This window comes from Pseudotabrizicola sp. (assembly GCF_030656345.1).
Taxonomy (GTDB): Bacteria; Pseudomonadota; Alphaproteobacteria; order Rhodobacterales; family Rhodobacteraceae; genus Pseudotabrizicola.
The window spans coordinates 187,881-207,282 of sequence record NZ_JAUSNR010000019.1 but is presented as its reverse complement, the minus strand read 5'-3'; the positions used below and the strand labels follow the sequence as shown (position 1 = coordinate 207,282).

Below are 19,402 nucleotides of genomic sequence, written 5' to 3'. Positions count from 1 at the left end.
CTCAGGGCATATCCCGGTCGGACAGACGGTCCGTCGCGGACAACTCTGAGCCAAGGGTTTCTAGAAGCCGCAGATAAACGTCGAGGCTGACGGACACGACGCCATTTTCGATGTCCGAAATGGTGGACTGAGCAGTGCCCGTCATCAGGCCTAGTTGCTTCTGGCTGATCTTCTGCGCAGCCCGCCGCGCACGCAGAACTGCCCCGGCTTGGCGCAGGCTTCGAATGGGATTTGCGGTAGAGTTTGTCATGGCGTACTGATAGCCTTGCAGTGATATTTTGTAAATATAGCTTATGCGCTATTTTATACTATAATAGCTTTAAGGCTATATTTGCTAGTACCACGGCTTTCACCTTAGAGCTCATCGACCCTGCAGCGTTACTCTGAGACGCCGGCGTCACAAAGGGCGGAAAGCCACCTATCACAGCCGCAGCGTAAGCGTTTCCTGGCTCCCACCTTCCGGCTCTCATCCTGATCGGTTCTTTGGACCTTGGTGATTGTTGGAATGGATTTTCTCCATGGAGACTACATTGGAGGTTCTCCCGGTTGGCGGTCGCGGCCGTCGGAACCGGAAGTGGCCTGATGAGGTGAAGGCCCGGATCGTGGCGGAGACGCTGACGCCGGGTATCACGGTGAATGCTGTCGCGCGGCGTCATGGTGTTCCGGCGAACCACGTTTCGGCCTGGCGCACGCTGGCGCGGAAAGGGCGGCTGGTGTTGCCAGCGCCGGAGGATCCGGTAGAATTTGCATCGTTGATGATCGGCCCGGTTGGTGATGGACCCCGTTGTGCCGTGGGCGCCGCGGACCGGCCCGAGATCGTCGCGGGCGCGGTGGCGATCCGTCTGGAAACCGGAGCCTCGGCGGAGCGGATTGCGTCGGTCGTGCGAGCCCTGGCTGCCAGCCCATGATGTTCCCCTCGAACCGGGTGCGGATCATGGTCGCGACGAAGCCGGTCGACTTCCGCAAGGGGCATGATGGCATGGCTGCACTGGTGTCATCGGTGCTGCGCAAGGATCCGTTCACGGGCACGGTGTTTGTGTTCCGCTCGCGCCGGGCAGATCGGTTGAAGCTTTTATATTGGGACGGCACCGGTCTGGTGATGGCCTACAAGCGGCTGGAGGACACAACCTTCACCTGGCCCGCCATCAAAGACGGGATCATGGCGCTGAACCATGCCCAGTTCGAGGCGCTGTTTGCCGGGCTGGACTGGCGCCGCGTCAAGGCGCTGGAAACTCGCCCGCCAGCTGCGGCAGAATGAATCAGACACTTGATTCTGCGTGGTTTTACTGGAGATCCTTGATAAATCAGGGCATGTCCGCAGCCTCTGTCCTTGACCTTTCCGCCATTCCCGACGCGCAGCGCGCGGCGGTTCAGGCGTTGCTGGAAGAGGTGGCGGCCCTCAAGGATATCACCAAACGCCAGGAGCATCTGATCGCCGAGCTGAACCATGCCCTGCATGGCAAGCGGTCGGAAAAGCTGACCGAGGATGAGCGACAACTGGCATTCGAGGACCTGTCCATCGCGCTGGCCGGGGTCGAGGCGGAAAAGGAACAACGTGCCGCCAAGGCGGGTGACGGGACGGCCAAGCCCACCCCCAGGCGCACCATCGGCAATCTGCCAGCCACGCTGCCGCGTATTGAAGAGGTCATCGAACCCGCCAGCCTGATCTGCCCCTGCGGCTGTGGCATCATGCACAAGATCGGTGAAGACCGCACCGAACGGCTGGACATCGTGCCGGCACAGTTGCGCGTGATCGTCACCGTGCGCCCGAAATATGCCTGCCGGTCCTGCACCGACGGGGTGACCCAAGCCCCTGCGCCCAGCCATCTGATTATAGGCGGTCTGCCGACCGAGGCGACGCTCGCCCATGTGCTGGTCAGCAAGTATGCGGACCATCTGCCTTTGTATCGCCAGAGCCAGATCCTGGCGCGGGCGGGCCTTGATCTGCACCGCGCTGTGCTGGCCGACTGGGTGGGCAAGGCTGCGTTCCACCTCAAGCCCGTTGTCGACCGGCTGGCCGAACATCTGAAGCGCTCATCCAAGCTGTTCATGGATGAGACCACCGCCCCGGTGCTGGACCCGGGACGCGGGACGACGAAGACCGGATACCTCTGGGCGCTGGCGCGCGATGACCGACCGTGGGGCGGCGAGGACCCGCCCGGCGGGGTCTACTTCTACGCCCCCGGCCGCGCGGGCGAGAATGCCGAAGCCTTCCTGACCGGCTTCGACGGCACCCTGCAGATCGACGGTTACACCGGCTACAACCGGCTGACCAAACCTTCGCGCAAGGGCGGCGCCCCCATTCGGGTGGCCCATTGCTGGGCACATGCAAGGCGCAAACTGAAGGAAGTCTTCGACCGCGACGGCTCGGATGCCCGAAGGTCTTCCTCTCCGCCGTCGCCCACGCCGCAACAGTCATGTTCTGGCTATGATGCGAGAACGAGTCCTGACCCTAACCACTCCCGTCCATACGGTGTTTCAGTATACCTCCGCAGGTGCGACTGCACCTCACCGTAAGCGCTGTCCTGATCCCACCTTCCTGCTGAATCCATAAGCTGCGATGCGGCCCGTGCGGAGATTTGCACGGGAGGTGTCAGTGGGAGTCCATCGGGAGCGCAGTATGGAGGCCGTTAGGTTTGTGGAGTTGCTGGCGGCTCCGGCAGCGAAGCGGCGATGGTCGGATGAGGCAAAGGGTCAGATGGTTGCCGAGACACTGGTTCCGGGTGTCACGGTGAACGAGGTGGCTCGGCGGCACGGGGTGAAGGCAAACCATCTGTCGTCGTGGCGGACGCTGGCGCGCATGGGCAAGCTGGTTGTGCCGGAGGTGGCAGGGGCGGAGTTCACAGCGCCGGTGGTCGTGACACAGACATCAGAGCCGCCCATCGTGACTGGCACAATTGATCTGGTTATTGGCCCCGTGACGGTGCGACTTGATGCTGCCACGCCTGCAGCTCGTGTTGCAGAACTGGTGATCGCGCTGCGGGCCTGCTCGTGATCTTCCCGTCGAACCGGGTGCGGATCATGGTGGCGACCAAGCCCATCGACTTCCGCAAGGGCCATGACAGCCTGGCCGCGATGGTGAAGAACGAGCTGCGCAAGGATCCGTTCACCGGAACGGTCTTCGTGTTTCGGGCCAAGAAAGCGGATCGCCTGAAACTCTTGTATTGGGACGGCACCGGGCTGGTGATGGCCTACAAGCGGCTGGAAGAGCATACGTTTACCTGGCCCGCCGTGACGGATGGGTTGATGCTGGTGAACCACGCGCAGTTCGAAGCGCTGTTTGCCGGGCTGGATTGGCGGCGGGTTCGGGCCATCGAGGCGAAGGCTCCCGAAGCCGTGGAGTGAACGGTGCAGGCTGCGGCAGGATGACTCAGCCGGTGCTTTCCAGAGGCGTAGCCAGAGGCGGTTTGGTAAAGACCGGCCATGCCGAATACCGCTGATCTGCTTGGGGAAATTACTGCGCTGAAGGCGATGCTGATCGCCGCGGAGGCGGGCAACCTTCGCAAGGACGAGCGGATTGAACGCCTTGAAAAGCTGGTCGCGGCCTTCAAGCAAGCGGCCTTCGGACGGCGGTCTGAGAAGAGCGATCCGGACCAGTTCGAACTGGCGCTGGAGGATCTCGAAACCGCCATGGCGGTCATTCATGCCGAGGAGGATGCCGAGGATCGCGCTGCCAAGCGCCCCACCAAACCACGCGCCGCCAACCGTGGTGCATTGCCTAAGCATCTGCCGCGCATCGAGGAGCTCATCGAGCCGGACAGCCTGACCTGCGCCTGCGGCGGCTGCCTGCATTGCATCGGTGTGGATATCTCGGAGCGGCTCGACATCGTGCCCGCCCAGTTCCGCGTCATCGTCACCCGCCGTCCGAAGTATGCCTGCCGGTCCTGCACCGACGGCGTTGCTCAGGCATGCCGCTCAAAATCTTCAAGCGTGGCTCCGTCTTCTGGGTCAAGGGCTGGGTCGAATACAATGGCAGGCCGATCGCCGGTCCATACCGCCAAAGCACGCGAGCGACTACTGAAGCTGGCGCAAGGGACTGGATAAATGACGAAACGCAGCTTCAGGTCCGCAAGTACCTGATCGGGGAAGAGCACAGTCTGCGCTTTGCCGATGCGGTCGATTTCTACCACCCATCCGCCAAGACGGCGAAACAGCTTCTGCCGATCCTGGACGAGATCGGGGATCTGCCGCTGGGTGCAGTCACGGGAGCGCTGCTGAAAAGCCTTGGCCGCAAGCTGAAGCCGAATGCCTGTACCGATACCTGGTGGCGCGAAATCGTGACCCCGGCGCGGGCAGTCATCAACAACGCGCATGAGCACAAGGGCACCCCGCTGCTGCGCGTGAAACGTTACGACAAGTTCGAGCGGATCGCGCAGGACCAGCGACGACGCAAGCCCAGCCGGATCGAGCGTATCCCCGCGACGCGCGGCTGGATCGAAGCCTTCTGTGCAGCCGCCGATCCCTACAACGCGGCCTTGGTGCGCTTCATGTTCGAGACGGCGGCGCGGATTGATCAGGCAGTGTCCATCGAACCGGATGATTTGCGACCGGCCACCTGCGAAGTCAGGGTAAAGGCCCAGAAGGGTCATCCCGAAGGCTGGATCACCGTTTCGCCACAAATGATGGCCGAGTTGGTGGCGCTGAAACCCAAGCGGCCCAAGAACCTCAAAACGGGGCAACTGCTGTCGCCGCGCGTCTTTGGCTATGGCAGCCCGACCGGCTACAACAACCGCTGGAAGACGATCTGCAAGCGCGCGGGCATTCCTTACCTGTCCGCGCACCCCGCCGGGCGGCATGGGTTCTTCACCGAACTGGTGGTGCGGCAAGGCGTCGATCCGGTCACGGCGGCCAAGGCCGGGCGCTGGTCAGACCCTAATCTGCCCATGCGGATCTATGCCCATGCGGAGACGGACGAGGCCGATGTCAGGGCGCGGTTTCGTACAAACTATGTACAGCCGACCCTTGACCAGAAGCCCAAGCATAAGAAAACAAAGAAAGATCAGGAAAATGAATGATTCCCTCCTAAGGGGCAGGTTACAGGTTCAAGTCCTGTCGGGATCACCAGATTCTTCACAGCTTGGGTCCGTCGGGGCAGAGATCGGGCTGGGCGAAGTCAGCCCGGGTCGTCCCGAGAACGGTGCGGTGCGGGGAAGTCGGGCAGCCCCGAAGGGCTGCCCGACGCCGTCAGCGCGGTTCGTTCATCAGGCCGCGGACAATCGAATAGCAGGCCGCCAGCAGAACCAGCGTGAACGGCAGGCCGGTTGACACCGCCATCGCCTGCAAGGCCGCCAGACCCCCGCCCAGCAGCAGCGCAATCGCCACCAGACCTTCGAACGTGGCCCAGAACACCCGCTGCACCACCGGCGCATTGGTCTTGCCGCCCGCGGCAATGGTGTCGATCACCAAAGAGCCGGAGTCGGACGAGGTGACAAAGAACACCACAACAAGGATGATCCCGATCAGCGAGCTGAAGGACGCCAGCGGGAACTGCGCCAGCATCTCGAACAGCTGCAGTTCAAGTGCTGCACTCTGTACGCCGGTAAAGCCGTCATTGACCACCTGACCGATGGCAGTGCCACCCATGGCGGTCATCCAGATCACCGAGAACAGGCTTGGCACGATCAGCACGGCGATCAGGAACTCACGCACCGTTCTGCCGCGTGAGACCCGCGCGATGAACATGCCGACAAAGGGTGACCAGCTTATCCACCACGCCCAGTAAAACGCGGTCCAGCCAGCGGCAAAGTTGGTGTCATCCCGGCCGAACGGGTTGGCAAGTGCGGGCAGGTATTCACCATAAGCCACCAGGTTGGTGAAAAAGCCGGTGAAGATGCTGGCCGTGGGCCCAAGCGCCACGACAAAGATCAACAGCGCCAAGGCCAGGAACATATTGACCTGCGACAGCAGCTTTACCCCACCTTCCAGCCCGCGCACGATCGACACGATGGCCAGAATGGTGATGAACACGATCAGGATGATCAGCCGGGAATCCGACTGGCCAAAGCCGAACAGGTAATCCAGCCCCGCCGCCGCCTGCTGCGCGCCGATACCGAGTGAGGTGGCAAGACCAAAGATCGTGGCAAAGATCGCCATGATATCAATGATATGTCCGGGCCAGCCCCAGATGCGCTCGCCAAAGATCGGGTAGAAAGTGGACCGCAGGGTCAGCGGCAGCCCCTTGTTGTAGGAAAACAGCGCCAAAGCCAGTGCCACAACCGCATAGATCGCCCAAGGGTGCAGACCCCAGTGAAAGATTGTCGCGGCCATGCCCAGACGCGCGGCCTCTGCCGGGTCACCCACAGCGCCACCCAAGGGGGCCCAGTCGGTGCGCGCGCCAGCTTCATCCAGCGTGACACCACCCAAAGCCGCCGTGTAATGCGACAGGGGCTCGGACACGCCATAGAACATCAACCCGATGCCCATGCCGGCGGCAAACAGCATCGAAAACCAGCCGACATAGCCGTAATCAGGCGTGGCATCCGGCCCGCCAAGGCGGATTTTTCCCAGCGGTGAGACGATGAGGAACAGGCATAGCAGGACAAAGATGTTGCCCGCGATCAGAAAGAACCAGCCCAGATTGCCGGTCAGCCAGTCACGCATGCCGGTGAACACCGGCTCGACCTGGTTCTGAAAGGCCAGCGTCAGGATGGTAAAGGCCACGATGCCAAGTGCTGAAATGGTAAAGACTTTCTGATGAAAGTCGAACTGCAGCATATAGCTGGGGGCAACGTTGTCTTGCCCGATGGCATAGTCGGTGACGATAAGCTCGGTATCGCCCTCGGGTTCCGGAATTGCCTCTGTCTCGACAATGGGTTCGTCATCGCGCTCCGGCGCGTTAGGGGTTTCGGTCATGATGTCCCTCTCTTGGTGTCGGACCCGGCGCGGTTACGCTGATTTTACCCGTCAGATCATGACGGCGGGTCGTCCCGGATGGATCGGCCTGCGACCACAGGCCGGTAACAGGTGCGGCGACAGGAGTGTTCCCGCAGCCCTTCGCACCCGTGCGAAAATTATGCCGCCTGAGCGACAGCACGGCGCCTTTTCGCCTGTTTTGGCCGGAAGTTCAACCAGCGCGGGAGATTTCACCGGAAATGCGGTCCTGCGGGCTTGACGTAACGCCCGTCGTCAATCCCGCACGATGTCGCGCCTAGACCTCGGGCGAGTCATCGCTTAGGCTTTCCGAAGGCCGCGCAGAAGCGTCGGCAAAGACACTGAGATCTACAAGGAGGTAGGCATGAAATTCGTATCCTTCAAAGCTTTGGCCGGAGCCGCGCTTGCGGTCGGGCTGATGGCACAAGGGGCCATGGCGCAGGACATGCAGTTCTTCCGCATTGGCACCGGCGGCACGGCGGGCACCTATTACCCGATCGGCGGTCTGATCGCGAACGCGATTTCCAACCCGCCCGGATCGCGCGCCTGTGAAGAGGGCGGCTCTTGCGGCGTGCCCGGGCTGATCGCCACGGCGGTGGCCTCGAACGGCTCGGTCGGCAACGTGAACTCGATCAACGGCGGCACGCTTGAGGCCGGGTTCAGCCAGTCTGACGTGGCATACTGGGCCCAGACCGGCACCGGCCTGTTTGACGGCCAGCCAGCGGTGGAAAAGCTGCGGCTGATCGCCAACCTCTACCCTGAAAGCATCCATCTGGTGGCCCGCGCGGATGCCGGCATCGCCTCGGTTGCCGATCTGCGCGGCAAGCGGGTGTCGCTGGATGAACCGGGTTCTGGCACGCTGGTCGATGCCAAAATCATCCTTGGGGCGTTTGGTCTGTCTGAGACTGACATCACCCCGGAATACCTTAAGCCTGATCAGGCGTCCGACCGGATGCGCGATGGCGCGATGGACGCGTTCTTTTTTGTCGGCGGCTACCCGGCGGGTGCGATTGCCGAATTGTCCAGCCAGCATGATGTGGTGATCGTTCCGATCACCGGGCCGGAAATCGACGCGCTGCGCGCCGAATACAGCTTCTTTGCAAATGACGTGTTCCCTGCAGGCACTTACCGGGGTCAGGATGCCGAAGTGGCCACGATCTCGGTCGGCGCACAGATGGTAACCTCGGCGGATCTGTCCGAAGAACTGGTCTATGGTATCACCAAATCGCTGTTCAACGATACGACGCAGGGTCTGTTTGCCAATGGTCACGCCAAGGGCAAGTTCATCACGCTGGAAAACGCGGTTCAGGGTGCGGGTATCCCGTTCCACCCCGGTGCCGAGAAGTTCTATAAAGAAGTCGGCGCGATCGAATGATCTGTCTGATCTGACCTGAAGACCGGGACGCGGCCACCACGTGGGGCCGCGTCCCTTTCATCTGCACGATACGCTTGCAAGGACCCCCCTCATGAGCAACGAGACACGCGCCCTGACCGAGGCGGAACTGCGGGCTATCGAAGAGGAATTTGACCCAGAGGCGCGGTTCAGAACCGTGACCCGCCCGGTGGCGCTTCTGTCCGGGGTGATCCTGTTCGCGCTGGCGGTTTATCACTATTACACTGCCGGTTTTGGCATCCCGCGCGCGACCACGCATCGCGGCGTGCATATGGGCGTGTCGCTGTTCCTGATCTACCTGAGCTTTTCTGCCTTCTCGGCAGGCCGCACCAAGACCTCTGGCTTTGTCATTCTGGGCTTGCCGGTACTGGACTGGCTGTTTGCCTTTGCGGCGCTGATCAGCGCGCTTTACGTGCCGTGGATCTACGACCAACTGGCTTTCCGCATCGGCAACCCGCTGCCGCTGGATGTGGCAATGGGCACAATCCTGCTGGTGACCCTGTTCGAGGCTGTGCGCCGGTCGATGGGCTGGCCGCTGCCGGTGATTGCGTTGTTGTTCATCGGCTACGCCTATTTCGGCCGCTCGATGCCGGGCATTTTTGTGCATCCGGGATCAGACTGGTCGGGGATCGTCAACCACCTGTATCTGTCCTCGCAAGGGGTTTACGGCACCGCGCTGGGCGTGATTGCCACCTATGTGTTCCACTTCGTGCTGTTCGGCGTGATGGCGCAGAAAATCGGTCTGGGTCAGTTGTTCATCAATCTGGCCACCGCTTTGACCGGCCGTTATGCCGGGGGGCCAGCCAAGGTTTCGGTGGTGTCTTCCGCGCTGCTGGGGTCCATTTCCGGTTCGTCTATTGCCAATACGGTGACGACGGGTGCGCTGACCATCCCGACCATGATCAAGATCGGCTTCAAACGCCACTTTGCGGCGGCGGTCGAGGCGGCGTCTTCGACCGGCGGCCAGATCACGCCGCCGGTCATGGGGGCGGTGGCATTTCTTATGGTGGAATACCTGGGCATTCCGCTGCGCTTGATCCTGATCGCCGCCATCGTGCCCGCTTTCATGCATTTCTTCGGCGTGCTGGTGCAGGTGCACCTTGAGGCGAAGCGGCTGGGCATCCGTGGGCTGACCAAGGAAGAGTTGCCAAACGCGGTCAAGGTGCTGCGCGAAGGCTGGCTTTCCATGCTGCCGCTGATCCTGCTGGTCTGGATGCTGATGTCAGGCCGCACGCCGTTTCTGGCGGCGTTCTGGGCCATCACCGCCTGTATCGCAGTTTATGCGATCCAGCGGATCATGGCATCGGGCGTGACCGAAGGCGCAAAGGAATTCGTGGTCGGCATTTTTGAGGGCTTTGTGTCCGGGGCCAAAAGCTCACTCTCCGTCACTGCCGCTGCAGCCTTGGTCGGTGTGGTGATCGGGGTTGTCACGCTGACCGGCATCGGCTTCAAGATCGCCTTCATGCTGACCAGTCTGGCGCAGGGCTGGGCGGTCAGCACGCATGGCGTCCTTGGCTTCCTGCCGTTCGAGCTGTTCAGCATCGAAACCCTCGCGCTGCTGTTCACCCTGATGATGACCGCCGTGGTCTGCATCCTGATGGGCTGCGGCATTCCGACCACGGCCAATTACATTATCATGGTCGCCGTCGCGGCGCCGGTGCTGAGCATGATGAATGTCGAACCGCTGGTCGCGCATTTCTTTGTGTTCTACTACGGGGTGCTGGCTGATGTGACCCCGCCGGTGGCACTGGCGGCCTATGCCGCCTCTGGTATTGCGGGGGCCAATGCGTTCAAGGCGGGCAACACCGCGTTCCGCCTGTCGATGGGCAAGGCGCTGGTGCCGTTCATGTTCGTGTTCTCGCCATCGCTTCTGCTGGTGACAGACGGCTTTACCTGGGAGTCATTCGCGCTGGCATTCACCGGCGCGGTGCTGGGCATTCTGGCGCTGTCTGCCGCGATCACCAACTGGCTGATGGCCCCGCTGTGGAAGATCGAGCGGGTGCTGTTGCCCATCGCAGCCCTGCTGATGATCGCGCCGGAGTTCGTGTCAACCGCGCTGGGCGCGGCCATTCTGGGCGCGGTCGCCTTGCGTCAATGGCTGGCCCTGCGCGCCCAGCCGGTCAAGGCCCCCTAAAGGGCCTTGATCCGGTCGCGGAACCGCGCTGCACCGGCGATGATGTGGTCCAGCACCACATCGACCGCCCAGTGCTTTTCCGCAATGTCATAGGGAATGGTGCGGCTGTGAACGCAGTCGAACGTGCCGATGCGCTGATGGTAATGTTTGGCCAGCTTCGGGTACCCCATGCCTTCGGACATCGCTGACAGGACCAGAAACGTATCCAATTCCGCCGCAAGGTCGGGATGGTTGCGGCCATGATCCATTAGCCAGCGGTAGAGATCGGGATGAAAGTTGTTCATCACCCCCGAAAAGCCATGCCCGCCCGCCAGAATGGCAGGCCATGCAATCGCGGCATTGGCATTGTTGATCGCCAACGGCGAGCCTGCCACCAGCGTCAGCCGCCGCTTCACATCGTCAAGATCGCAGGTCACGTCTTTCAGAAAGGCAAAACGCCCGCTTTGCGCGCACCAGCTGACCTCATCATCCGTCAGCAGGCGGCGGTAAGGGGCGGGGCATTCATACAGTCCCAGTGCCATATCAGACGGCAGGGCGGTCAGCAGATCATCCATCCGCGCGCGGAACACGTCACTGCCCTCATCCGCCGCTGCCAGACGGTTGGTCACCAGCACCACCGCATCCACCCCTGTGTCGGCGATGGTGCGCAGTTCAGTTTTCTGATCTTCCATTGCAGCCGAGATATGCCCCGATGCCACCACCGGCACCCGCCCCGCCACATGCCTGACCGTAAAGGCGGCCAGATCGCGGCGTTCCTCCAGCGTCAGGAACAGCATCTCTGACGACTGGCACACTGCGAACAACCCGTGTGAGCCGTTGTAGATGTACCAGTCGATCAGCCGGGCATAGCCATCCCAGTCAATGGTGTTGTCCGGCTTGAACGGTGTGATCACGACCGGGAAAATACCTTGCATGGCATGCGACATTCAACAGCGTCCTTGAGTTTTCGGAAAAGGGAAAGGGGTCAGCCGGCATAGCCAAAGGCGCGCGGCAGCGTCAGGATGATATCGGGCACCAGAATCATCACCAGCAGAGCCGCCATCAGCGCCGCCAGAAACGGCCAGACCTCCTGGATGATCTCGGCCAGCGGGATGCGGGTCACGGCGTTGAGAACGAACAGCAGGATGCCATAGGGCGGCGTGATCAGCCCGATCATGCAGTTCACAATCGCCACCACGCCAAAGTGCACCAGATCAATCCCAAGCTCGCGGCAGCTGGGAATGAACAGCGGGATGATGACCAGAATGATGGTCGACGCATCCAGAAAGCACCCCAGCAGTAACAGCAGCAGGTTGACGCACAGCAGGAACACCAGCGGGTGAATATCAAGCCCGACCAGTGCCTGCGCGACAACGCCGGGAATGTTCTCTGACGCCACGATATAATTCAGGATCAGCGCCCCGCCGATCACCAGCCCCACCGCCGCCGAAGACCGGGCCGAGTTGACTAGAATCTCATAGAACGTGCGCAGCGACAGGGACCGGTAGAACACCGCCGCAAGGATCAGCGCGTAAAATGCCGCCACCGCAGCCGCTTCGGTCGGCGTGGTGACGCCGCCATAGATACCGTACAGCAGAATGGCGGGCATCAGCAGCGCCGGGCCGGCCCTGAGGGTGATGCTCGGCAGTTCGCGCAGCGGAACCGGCTCATCCTTGGCAAAGCCGCGCCGGTGCGAGATCCAGGCGTTCATCGCCATCAGCACCCCGCCCATCAGCAGCCCCGGCACAATGCCCCCCAGAAACAGGAACCCGATAGAGGTGTTCGAGACCAGCGCATACAGCACCATGGGAATCGACGGCGGGATGATCGGCCCGATGGTGGCCGAAGCCGCCGTGATCGCCGCCGCATAGCCGCGCGTGTAATGGCCGGACTTCACCATCATGTCGATGATCAGCTTGCCGATGCCCGCCGCATCGGCCACCGCTGATCCTGACATGCCGGAAAACACCAGCGAGGCCATCACGTTCACATGCCCCAGCCCGCCCCGGAACCGCCCGACGATGGCGATACAGAACTGCAACAGACGGTCAGAAACTGTGCCCGCGTTCATGATATTGGCCGCAACGATGAACAGCGGCACCGCCAGCAGGATAAAGCTCTGGTACAGCCCGTCCATCAGCACCTTGCCGCTGATCCCGATGCTTTGACCCGCCGCCACCAGATAAGCCATCGAGGCCACCAGAATGGCATAGGCAATCGGCGTGCCCATGGCCGCAAGACCCATCAGGGCGACAAGCAACAGAAGAAATTCAAAGCTCATGGTTTTTCCCGTTCTTCACCCGGCAACACAGGCTCTTCGACGCCATGGCGAAACGCGCTCCAGACCAGCCAGAAATAGCGCGCGGCAACGGCCAGCAGGAACAGGATGTAGATCACATAGATGTCGCGCATCCGGACCCAGTCGCCGAACAGATCGCCCAGCGTGGCGGTTCGTTTCAACCGCAGGATCATGAACCTGTCCCAGGTTGGCAACACCGATGCCAGCAGGGCGATGGCGATGGCAAGTCCGGTGATGATGGCAAACACGCGCCGCACTTGCGGCGGCACGGCCAGATACAGGATGTCAAACGTCACATGGTCCTGCTGCCGCACGATAAAGGCATTGCCCCAGAAAATCAGCCAGACCCAGAGTGCCAGACAGAATTCCAGCGTCCAGCCATAGTTGATCGGCTGCAACCATGGCAGGTTGACCGCCACCCACTCGATCCGCGCAGTATAGCGCACCACGACCTGCAGGATGAAGGTGCCGAACATCGCCGCCATCAGCGCGGCAGCAAACCCCTCGGCCGAGGTGCGCAGCAGGGATTGAAGTCGGGCCACGGGATGCCTCCGGCAGGTCACCGGCACGGGTCGGTGAAAGGGAAGGATGGGCCGGGGCGCACAAACGCTCCGGCCCGGGTATCAGGTCAGATCAGTTGCCAAGGGCGTTGATCTGTTCCAGCACGCCTTCGGGCCAGGATTTAGCGAATTCAGACCCGACATATTGCGCCTGCACATGGGTGCGGAAGGCTTCCAGATCAGGCTCGTACACCTCAAGGCCCTGATCTTTCAGGAAAGTGACCAGCTCTTCTTCCTTCACCAGCTGGCCTTCGCGGGCCGAGGTGGCGGCGTCATCTGCCGCCTTTTGCAGGGCTGCCCGCTGGTCCGCCGTCATTGTGTCCCAGACCGATTTGGAAAAGGCGATGTAGTTCAGGTCCACCAGATGCGCGGTCAGGCTGACCTGCTTGGTCACCTCGTAGAACTTGGCGTCAACGACCGTGGGCAGCGGGTTGTCCTGACCGTCAACCGATCCGGTCTGCAGCGCGGTATAGATCTCGGTAAAGGCCATTGGCGTCGGGTTGGCACCGATGGCGCGGCCCAGGAACTGCCAGGCGTCAGATCCTGGCATCCGCAGGTTCACACCCGCCAGATCGGCCGGGGTCATCACTTCTTTTTCGGACCGGGGAAAGCGCAGATTCACATGGCGCTTGCCCAGATACATCACCGACAACAGCTTCACGCCAAGCTCGTCTTCAACCTTTTGCTTGAACGGGTCCATCAGTGCGTCGTAGAACACCGCAACCTGATGCTCGGCGCTTTGGTGCACATAGCCGGTGGCAAAGATCGAAAACTCGGGGAAGAAATTCGCCAGTTCCTGTGCAGAGGCAATCGACATCTCCAGATCGCCCGAAGAAATCGCCTCCAGCTCTGACCCTTGGGCCACCAGCGACGCATTGTAATGTGGCTGATAGGTCGCAAATTCTGCGATTCCCGGGCCAAAGACCGTGGCAAGCGCCGCCGACCGCTGGTCAGTCTCTGACGCCGGGGTCGACATGCGGATGACCGGCTTGTCTTGGGCCATGGCGGAAAACGGCGAAAGGCTTGCGGCAAAAAGCGCAAAGGCCCCGGCTGACGCCAGAAAAACCCGGCGTGTTGTTGGATGTGTCATGCTGTCTGTTCCTCCCAGAATGTATCGGTGCTTGCGCCGGTCCCTTTTGGCCTTGTCGGATCGGGCTCTCCTCTGCCCTGCCCGCTGCCAGAATGGAAAACATTGCGCTTACCCTTCGCCAACTAACATGTTAGTGTCATGTTAGCAAGAGGTCAGTAGGCAAAACGATGTCTGAACCGATGGTCACACAGCACCTGACACCAAAACGCGAACAGCACAGCAGCGGGGCGGAACCGTCGCTGCGGCAGATCGCCTATGATCGGATCGAAGAGCTGCTGAACTGGGGCAAGGTCCGGCCGGGGCAGATCATCTCGCAGCGCGAGCTGATGGAAATGGCCGATGTCACTTTGGGGTCCGTCCGCGAAGCCATCCCAAGGTTTGAGGCCGAAGGCCTGCTGCTGACGCTGCCGCAGCGCGGCCTGATGGTGCCCAGTCTGGATGTGACCTTCATCCGTGAGGCCTATCAGATGCGCCGCCTGATCGAGCTTGGCGCGGTTCCGGACATTCTGGCCCGGCTGGACCGCAGCCTTGTCATCGAATGGATCGACTGGCACCGCGCCGCCGAAGGGCGGCTGGGGCAGGATGACGGCGCAGATCTGGCCGAATTTCTGCGGGATTTCCAGCTGTACGACTGGGACATGCACGCGCAGATGGTCAGCGTGATGGAAAACAGCCTGATGGCAAATGTCTACCGCGTGACGGCCATCAAGATCCGCATGGCCGCCCAGTCACGGGTGCGGGTGACCCGGCAGAATGCCACCCGGGTGATCAAGGAACATCTGGCGTTTCTGACCCCGATGCTGGCAGGCGACGCCGATGCCGCAACCCGCGCGCTGTCGCATCACATAGATCAGTCGCTGACGCTCGCCTTGGGCGGTGTCATTCAGGGCTAGCGGCAGGCCGGGCCCCGGCCTGCCGCGTGGCACCGCATCACTCTGCCGCAGTCACCGTCGGATGCGACAGCGCGGTCATGATCCCGCGCAGCTCTGCCAGACCTTTCAGGCGACCGATGGCCGGATAGCCCGGCTGCGCCTTGCGGGTCTGGTCATCCAGAATGTCCTGACCGTGGTCGGGGCGCATCGGGATCTGCCAGTCGGCCCGGCCTGCCGCCTTGCGCCGGGTCTGTTCGGCCAGCACGGCGGCGATCATCGCCACCATATCGGTGTTGCCTTCCAGATGCGCGGCCTCATGGAACGAACCGCCCAGATGGCGGTCTTCCAGCGCGACATTGCGCAGGTGCAGGAAATGAACCCGGTCGCCCAGCCGCTTCATCATCCCCGGCAGGTCATTGTCAGCCCGCGCGCCCAAAGATCCGGTGCACAGGGTGATGCCGTTGGCGGGAATATCGACCGCATCCATCACCGCTTTGTAATCGGCTTCGGTCGACATGATGCGCGGCAGACCCAGCAGCGGGAACGGCGGGTCATCCGGGTGGCAGCACAGCCGCATCCCGATCTCTTGCGCGACCGGGCTGACTTCGGCCAGAAAATCGATCAGATGACCGCGCAGTTTTTCGGCAGAGATGTTGTCGTAATGCGCAAGATGGGTCTTCACATCCTCCATCGACATCCGCTCTGCCGAACCCGGCAGGCCAAACACCACATTGCCGCACAGCTCTTCTTTGCGGGCCTCTGACATGGCGGCAAACCGGGCGCGGGCGGCCTCTGTCACCTCGGGGCTGTAGTCAGCCTCCACACCCTTGCGCTGCAGCAGGAACAGGTCGAAGGCGGCAAAGTCGGTGGCATCAAACCGCATGCAGGTCGCGCCATTGGCCAGACGGTAGGCCAGATCGGTGCGGGTCCAGTCCAGAATCGGCATGAAGTTGTAGCAGATCACCTGTATCCCCGCCGCGCGCAGGTTGCGCATCGATGTGATCCAGGTTTCGATATGGGTTTTCCAATCGCCGGTCTGACGTTTGATGTCTTCCGAAACCGGCAGGCTTTCCACCACATCCCATGTCAGACCCGACGGCGCACCGTCCTTCATCACCGCCAGCTCGGCCTGACGTTGTGCAATATCCTCCGGGCTCCACACCGTGCCGGTCGGCACATGGTGCAGGGCGGTGACCACGCCCTGCACCCCGGCTTGCAGCATGTCGTCGATGGAAACCAGGTCCTTGGGACCGAACCAGCGCCAGGTCTGTTTCATCGTGTTCCTTTCCGTGTGAAATGCCGCGCTCAGGCGCCGGCGAATGAAAGTTGCACCTTGACCGATTTTGCACGGTCGCGGGCGGCGTCAAAGGCGGCAGATGCGTCGGTCACCGGAAAGGTGCCTGTGATCATTGGTCTGGGGTCGATGGCACCGGACCCGATCAGCGCGACAGCCTGGGCAAATTCGGTGTCAAAGCGCTGCGACCCGAGGAACAGAATTTCCTTGCCCACCATCACGTTCAGCGGCATCGGCGTCGGTCCGGCCACGCCGACCTGTACCATGGTGCCACGCGGACGCAGACAGCTGACCGCATCGCGGATCGCAGGCGCAGCGGCTGAACATTCGAAGACCATGTCCACTTTGCCCTTATCGGCCTGCCACGCGCTCAGCCCCTCGGGTGTGCTGGCGGTGTTGACCGTATGATCGGCTCCCATCTGCCGGGCCACCGCAAGGGTCGCGTCCTGAATGTCGGTCACGATGATTTCGGCAGCCCCGCGCTGGCGGGCAATCGCCACGCACAGCGCCCCGATCGGCCCCGCGCCGGTGACCAGCACCGTCTTGCCCGACAGGGGGCCGCCGACAGCCTCGCCGCGGTTGACGGCATGCAGACACACCGCCAGCGGTTCGGCGCAGGCGGCGGCACCGGGGTCGGTGCCGCCGGGCAACACAAAGCACTGCCCGGCCCCGATCACCATCAGATCGCGGAACATGCCCTGCTGATGCGGCAGATACATCGCCGAGCCCTTGAACTTCATCGCCACGCAATGGATCGGCAGCCCTTGCTGACAGAAAGCACACACCCCGCACGGATGTGACGGGTTCATCGCGACCAGCTCGCCGACCGACAACCCGGTCACCCCTTCGCCCAGCGATTCAACCCGGCCCGCAGCCTCATGCCCCAGAATGATCGGTTCCCGCACCCGGATGGTGCCGATGCCGCCTTCCAGCCAGTAATGCAGATCCGACCCGCAGATGCCCCCCGCCAGAACGGCGACGCGCACCTCACCCGGACCGGGCGTATCAATCGCCCTTGTCTCAAGGCGCAGGTCGTCCTGGCTGTGCAGGCAGACGACACGGTTTTCAGGTAGGATGTTCATAGGGACCTCAGGGCATCAGGGTATTGGGCAGCCATGTCGACAGCAGCGGGAAATAGCTGACCAGCAGCAAAACGGTGATATTGCAGATGATATACGGCGTGATCGCCCGGATCACCGGCGACAGTGGCAACCGTGCAATGTTTGACGCCACGAACAGGCAAACCCCCACCGGCGGCGTGGTCAGCCCGATCATCAGGTTCAGCACCGCGAAGCAGGCAAAGTGCAACGGATCGATCCCCACCGCCATGGCCAGCGCCTGCAACGGCACGAACAGGATGATCAGCGCGGCAATGGTTTCCATGAACATACCGACGAACAGCAGCAAAAGGTTGATCAGCAGGATGACAACGAACTTGTTGCCGGTGACAGACAGAACCCCATCCGCCAGCATCTGCGGAATGCGCTCTGACACCAGAATCCAGCCAAACACATTGGCGGTGCCGACCAGCACCAGAATCCCGGCAGAGCTGACCGCACTGTCGATGATGATCTTGGGAATGCGCGCGACGGGCAGTTCGCGGTAGACAAACAGCCCGACCAGCATGGCATAGAGACACGCCACGATCGCGGTTTCGGTCGGCGTCGTCACCCCGATCAGCAATCCGCCAACGATCAGCACTGTCATCGCAATCGCCCAGACCGCACTGGTGAAAGAGCTGAACAGCTCGCCCACGCCTTGCCACGCCTCACGCGGGAAGTTCTTTTTCTTGGCAATGAAGTAGGTGACCACCATCATCGCCGCCCCCATCAGCACGCCGGGCACCGCGCCCGCCAGAAACAGCTTGCCGACCGACAGGCCCGACAATGACCCCACGATGATCATTGGCACCGAGGGCGGAATCATCGGCCCCACGGTCGATGAGGCTGCCGTCACCGCCGCTGCGAATTCGCCCGGATAACCCGCCTTTTTCATCCCCGGAATCATCATCCCGCCGACCGAGGCGACATCGGCCACCGCCGTTCCCGAAATGCCGCCGAACAGCATCGATGCCGCGATATTGGCCTGCGCCAGCCCGCCGCGCATCCAGCCCACCAGCGCATTGGCAAAGCGGATGATCCGTCCGGTAATGCCGCCCGAATTCATCAGGTTGCCGGCAAGGATGAAGCCCGGGATACACAGCAGCACAAAGCTGTCCATCCCGGCATACATCTTCTGCGGGATGACCACCAAGGGGATATCGGCAAACAGCAGATAGGCCATCGACGACAGGCCCAGCGTCACCGCCACCGGCAAACCGATGGCAAGGCCCAGAACAAAGGTGCCAAGAAGAAGTGTCAGGCCCATCAGATTTCCTCTGCGCTGCGAACGGGGCGGCCGTCATGGCGGCCGGTCAGCATCTCAAACACGCGCATCAGCGCCCAGAGTGCCAAGGTGATGAACAGGATCAGCATCGAGGCATGGATGAAATCCATCCGCACCCCAAGCGAGGCCGCCGTCTGGCGGCTGCCGATCGCGGTGTAGCGCCACGCGGCAGACAGCAGGGCAATCGCAAACCCCGCCGTCAGCACTGCGCAGATCAGCCGCAGCACCCAAGGGGCGCGGCCCGGCAGCCTTTCGCACAGCAGGTCGACATTCACCATATCGCCGCTGCGCAGAGCAAGACCGGCCCCCAGCGCGCCGATGTAGATCAGGCAGAACCGGGTCAGCTCCTCGGTCCAGACCGGGGCACTGCTCAGGAAGGTGCGGGCAAAGACCTGCAACAGCACCGATCCAGACAGCACCAGAAAAGCCGCAAGGATAAGGAGGCGGCACAGCCCCTCCAGCCCTTTGAATGCGCGTGTCATGAAAACCCTCCGGAAGGGTTCTGCCAGAGGGTTTCCGGCAGAAC

At 62.0% G+C, this 19,402-nt stretch carries 18 protein-coding genes and 2 pseudogenes; 10 read left to right on the top strand and 10 right to left on the bottom strand.

What is annotated here, in order from left to right:
- Position 1: 1 nt before the first annotated feature.
- Positions 2-250, bottom strand: a complete 249-nt coding sequence (locus Q7J44_RS11330) for a helix-turn-helix domain-containing protein (RefSeq protein WP_304879908.1) — start codon at positions 248-250, stop codon at positions 2-4.
- 268 nt (positions 251-518) lie between these two features.
- Between Q7J44_RS11330 and Q7J44_RS11325 the strand changes: the two genes are divergently transcribed.
- The 7 genes and pseudogenes from Q7J44_RS11325 (at position 519) to Q7J44_RS11295 (ending at position 5,015) form a co-directional block, all read left to right on the top strand.
- Positions 519-908, top strand: a complete 390-nt coding sequence (locus tag Q7J44_RS11325; protein ID WP_304879906.1) for a transposase — start codon at positions 519-521, stop codon at positions 906-908.
- Positions 905-1,258, top strand: coding sequence for an IS66 family insertion sequence element accessory protein TnpB (gene tnpB, locus Q7J44_RS11320; protein WP_304879904.1), 354 nt, complete (start codon positions 905-907; stop codon positions 1,256-1,258). Before Q7J44_RS11325 ends, tnpB (Q7J44_RS11320) begins: the two co-directional genes overlap by 4 nt.
- A gap of 53 nt (positions 1,259-1,311) precedes the next feature.
- Positions 1,312-2,370 (top strand): annotated as a pseudogene (locus tag Q7J44_RS11315) (IS66 family transposase); the annotation flags it as partial.
- Between the two features lie 250 nt (positions 2,371-2,620).
- The gene (locus tag Q7J44_RS11310; RefSeq protein WP_304879902.1) at positions 2,621-2,995 is read left to right on the top strand and encodes a transposase; all 375 of its coding nucleotides are present in this window, start codon (positions 2,621-2,623) and stop codon (positions 2,993-2,995) included.
- Positions 2,992-3,345 (top strand): IS66 family insertion sequence element accessory protein TnpB, encoded by a 354-nt coding sequence (gene tnpB / locus Q7J44_RS11305; protein ID WP_304879900.1) that lies wholly within the window; start codon positions 2,992-2,994, stop codon positions 3,343-3,345. Before Q7J44_RS11310 ends, tnpB (Q7J44_RS11305) begins: the two co-directional genes overlap by 4 nt.
- A gap of 78 nt (positions 3,346-3,423) precedes the next feature.
- Positions 3,424-3,909, top strand: a pseudogene (locus Q7J44_RS11300) (IS66 family transposase zinc-finger binding domain-containing protein); the annotation flags it as partial.
- The gene (locus tag Q7J44_RS11295; protein ID WP_304879898.1) at positions 3,909-5,015 is read left to right on the top strand and encodes a tyrosine-type recombinase/integrase; all 1,107 of its coding nucleotides are present in this window, start codon (positions 3,909-3,911) and stop codon (positions 5,013-5,015) included. The pseudogene Q7J44_RS11300 and the gene Q7J44_RS11295, both read left to right, overlap by 1 nt.
- A 169-nt stretch (positions 5,016-5,184) precedes the next feature.
- Here Q7J44_RS11295 and Q7J44_RS11290 read toward each other — a convergent pair whose 3' ends face one another.
- Positions 5,185-6,852 carry a BCCT family transporter gene (locus Q7J44_RS11290; protein ID WP_304879897.1) on the bottom strand — a complete coding sequence of 556 codons (1,668 nt, stop codon included), beginning with the start codon at positions 6,850-6,852 and terminating at the stop codon, positions 5,185-5,187.
- 382 nt (positions 6,853-7,234) lie between these two features.
- Between Q7J44_RS11290 and Q7J44_RS11285 the strand changes: the two genes are divergently transcribed.
- Together Q7J44_RS11285 and Q7J44_RS11280 are read left to right on the top strand one after the other, a co-directional pair.
- Complete coding sequence (locus Q7J44_RS11285; RefSeq protein ID WP_304879895.1) at positions 7,235-8,245, top strand: TAXI family TRAP transporter solute-binding subunit; 1,011 nt, start codon at positions 7,235-7,237, stop codon at positions 8,243-8,245.
- A 91-nt stretch (positions 8,246-8,336) separates the two neighbouring features.
- A complete protein-coding gene (locus Q7J44_RS11280; protein WP_304879893.1) occupies positions 8,337-10,397 on the top strand; it encodes a TRAP transporter permease in 2,061 nt (686 codons plus the stop codon).
- Here Q7J44_RS11280 and Q7J44_RS11275 read toward each other — a convergent pair.
- From Q7J44_RS11275 to dctP, 4 genes are all read right to left on the bottom strand, one after another.
- A complete protein-coding gene (locus Q7J44_RS11275) occupies positions 10,394-11,323 on the bottom strand; it encodes a dihydrodipicolinate synthase family protein (protein ID WP_304879891.1) in 930 nt (309 codons plus the stop codon). The genes Q7J44_RS11280 and Q7J44_RS11275 overlap by 4 nt on opposite strands.
- A gap of 38 nt (positions 11,324-11,361) precedes the next feature.
- Entirely contained in the window at positions 11,362-12,657 is a 1,296-nt protein-coding gene (locus Q7J44_RS11270) for a TRAP transporter large permease (protein ID WP_304879889.1), read from the bottom strand.
- Positions 12,654-13,217, bottom strand: a complete 564-nt coding sequence (locus tag Q7J44_RS11265; protein ID WP_304879887.1) for a TRAP transporter small permease — start codon at positions 13,215-13,217, stop codon at positions 12,654-12,656. Before Q7J44_RS11265 ends, Q7J44_RS11270 begins: the two co-directional genes overlap by 4 nt.
- A gap of 91 nt (positions 13,218-13,308) precedes the next feature.
- A complete protein-coding gene (gene dctP, locus Q7J44_RS11260; RefSeq protein ID WP_304879885.1) occupies positions 13,309-14,325 on the bottom strand; it encodes a TRAP transporter substrate-binding protein DctP in 1,017 nt (338 codons plus the stop codon).
- Positions 14,326-14,492: 167 nt separating this feature from the next.
- On the opposite strand from dctP, the gene Q7J44_RS11255 reads away from it, so the two are divergent.
- A complete protein-coding gene (locus Q7J44_RS11255) occupies positions 14,493-15,218 on the top strand; it encodes a GntR family transcriptional regulator (protein ID WP_304879883.1) in 726 nt (241 codons plus the stop codon).
- A gap of 37 nt (positions 15,219-15,255) precedes the next feature.
- Here Q7J44_RS11255 and uxuA read toward each other — a convergent pair whose 3' ends face one another.
- From uxuA to Q7J44_RS11235, 4 genes are read right to left on the bottom strand one after another with little or no spacing between them, the layout of a single operon-like run.
- On the bottom strand, positions 15,256-16,473 hold the full coding sequence (gene uxuA, locus Q7J44_RS11250) for a mannonate dehydratase (protein ID WP_304879881.1): 1,218 nt from the start codon (positions 16,471-16,473) through the stop codon (positions 15,256-15,258).
- Positions 16,474-16,502: 29 nt separating this feature from the next.
- Positions 16,503-17,573: an L-idonate 5-dehydrogenase gene (locus Q7J44_RS11245; RefSeq protein ID WP_304879879.1), complete on the bottom strand. Its 1,071-nt coding sequence runs from the start codon at positions 17,571-17,573 to the stop codon at positions 16,503-16,505.
- Positions 17,574-17,580: 7 nt separating this feature from the next.
- Entirely contained in the window at positions 17,581-18,858 is a 1,278-nt protein-coding gene (locus tag Q7J44_RS11240) for a TRAP transporter large permease (protein WP_304879877.1), read from the bottom strand.
- On the bottom strand, positions 18,858-19,358 hold the full coding sequence (locus Q7J44_RS11235; protein ID WP_304879875.1) for a TRAP transporter small permease: 501 nt from the start codon (positions 19,356-19,358) through the stop codon (positions 18,858-18,860). Before Q7J44_RS11235 ends, Q7J44_RS11240 begins: the two co-directional genes overlap by 1 nt.
- Positions 19,359-19,402: the final 44 nt, after the last annotated feature.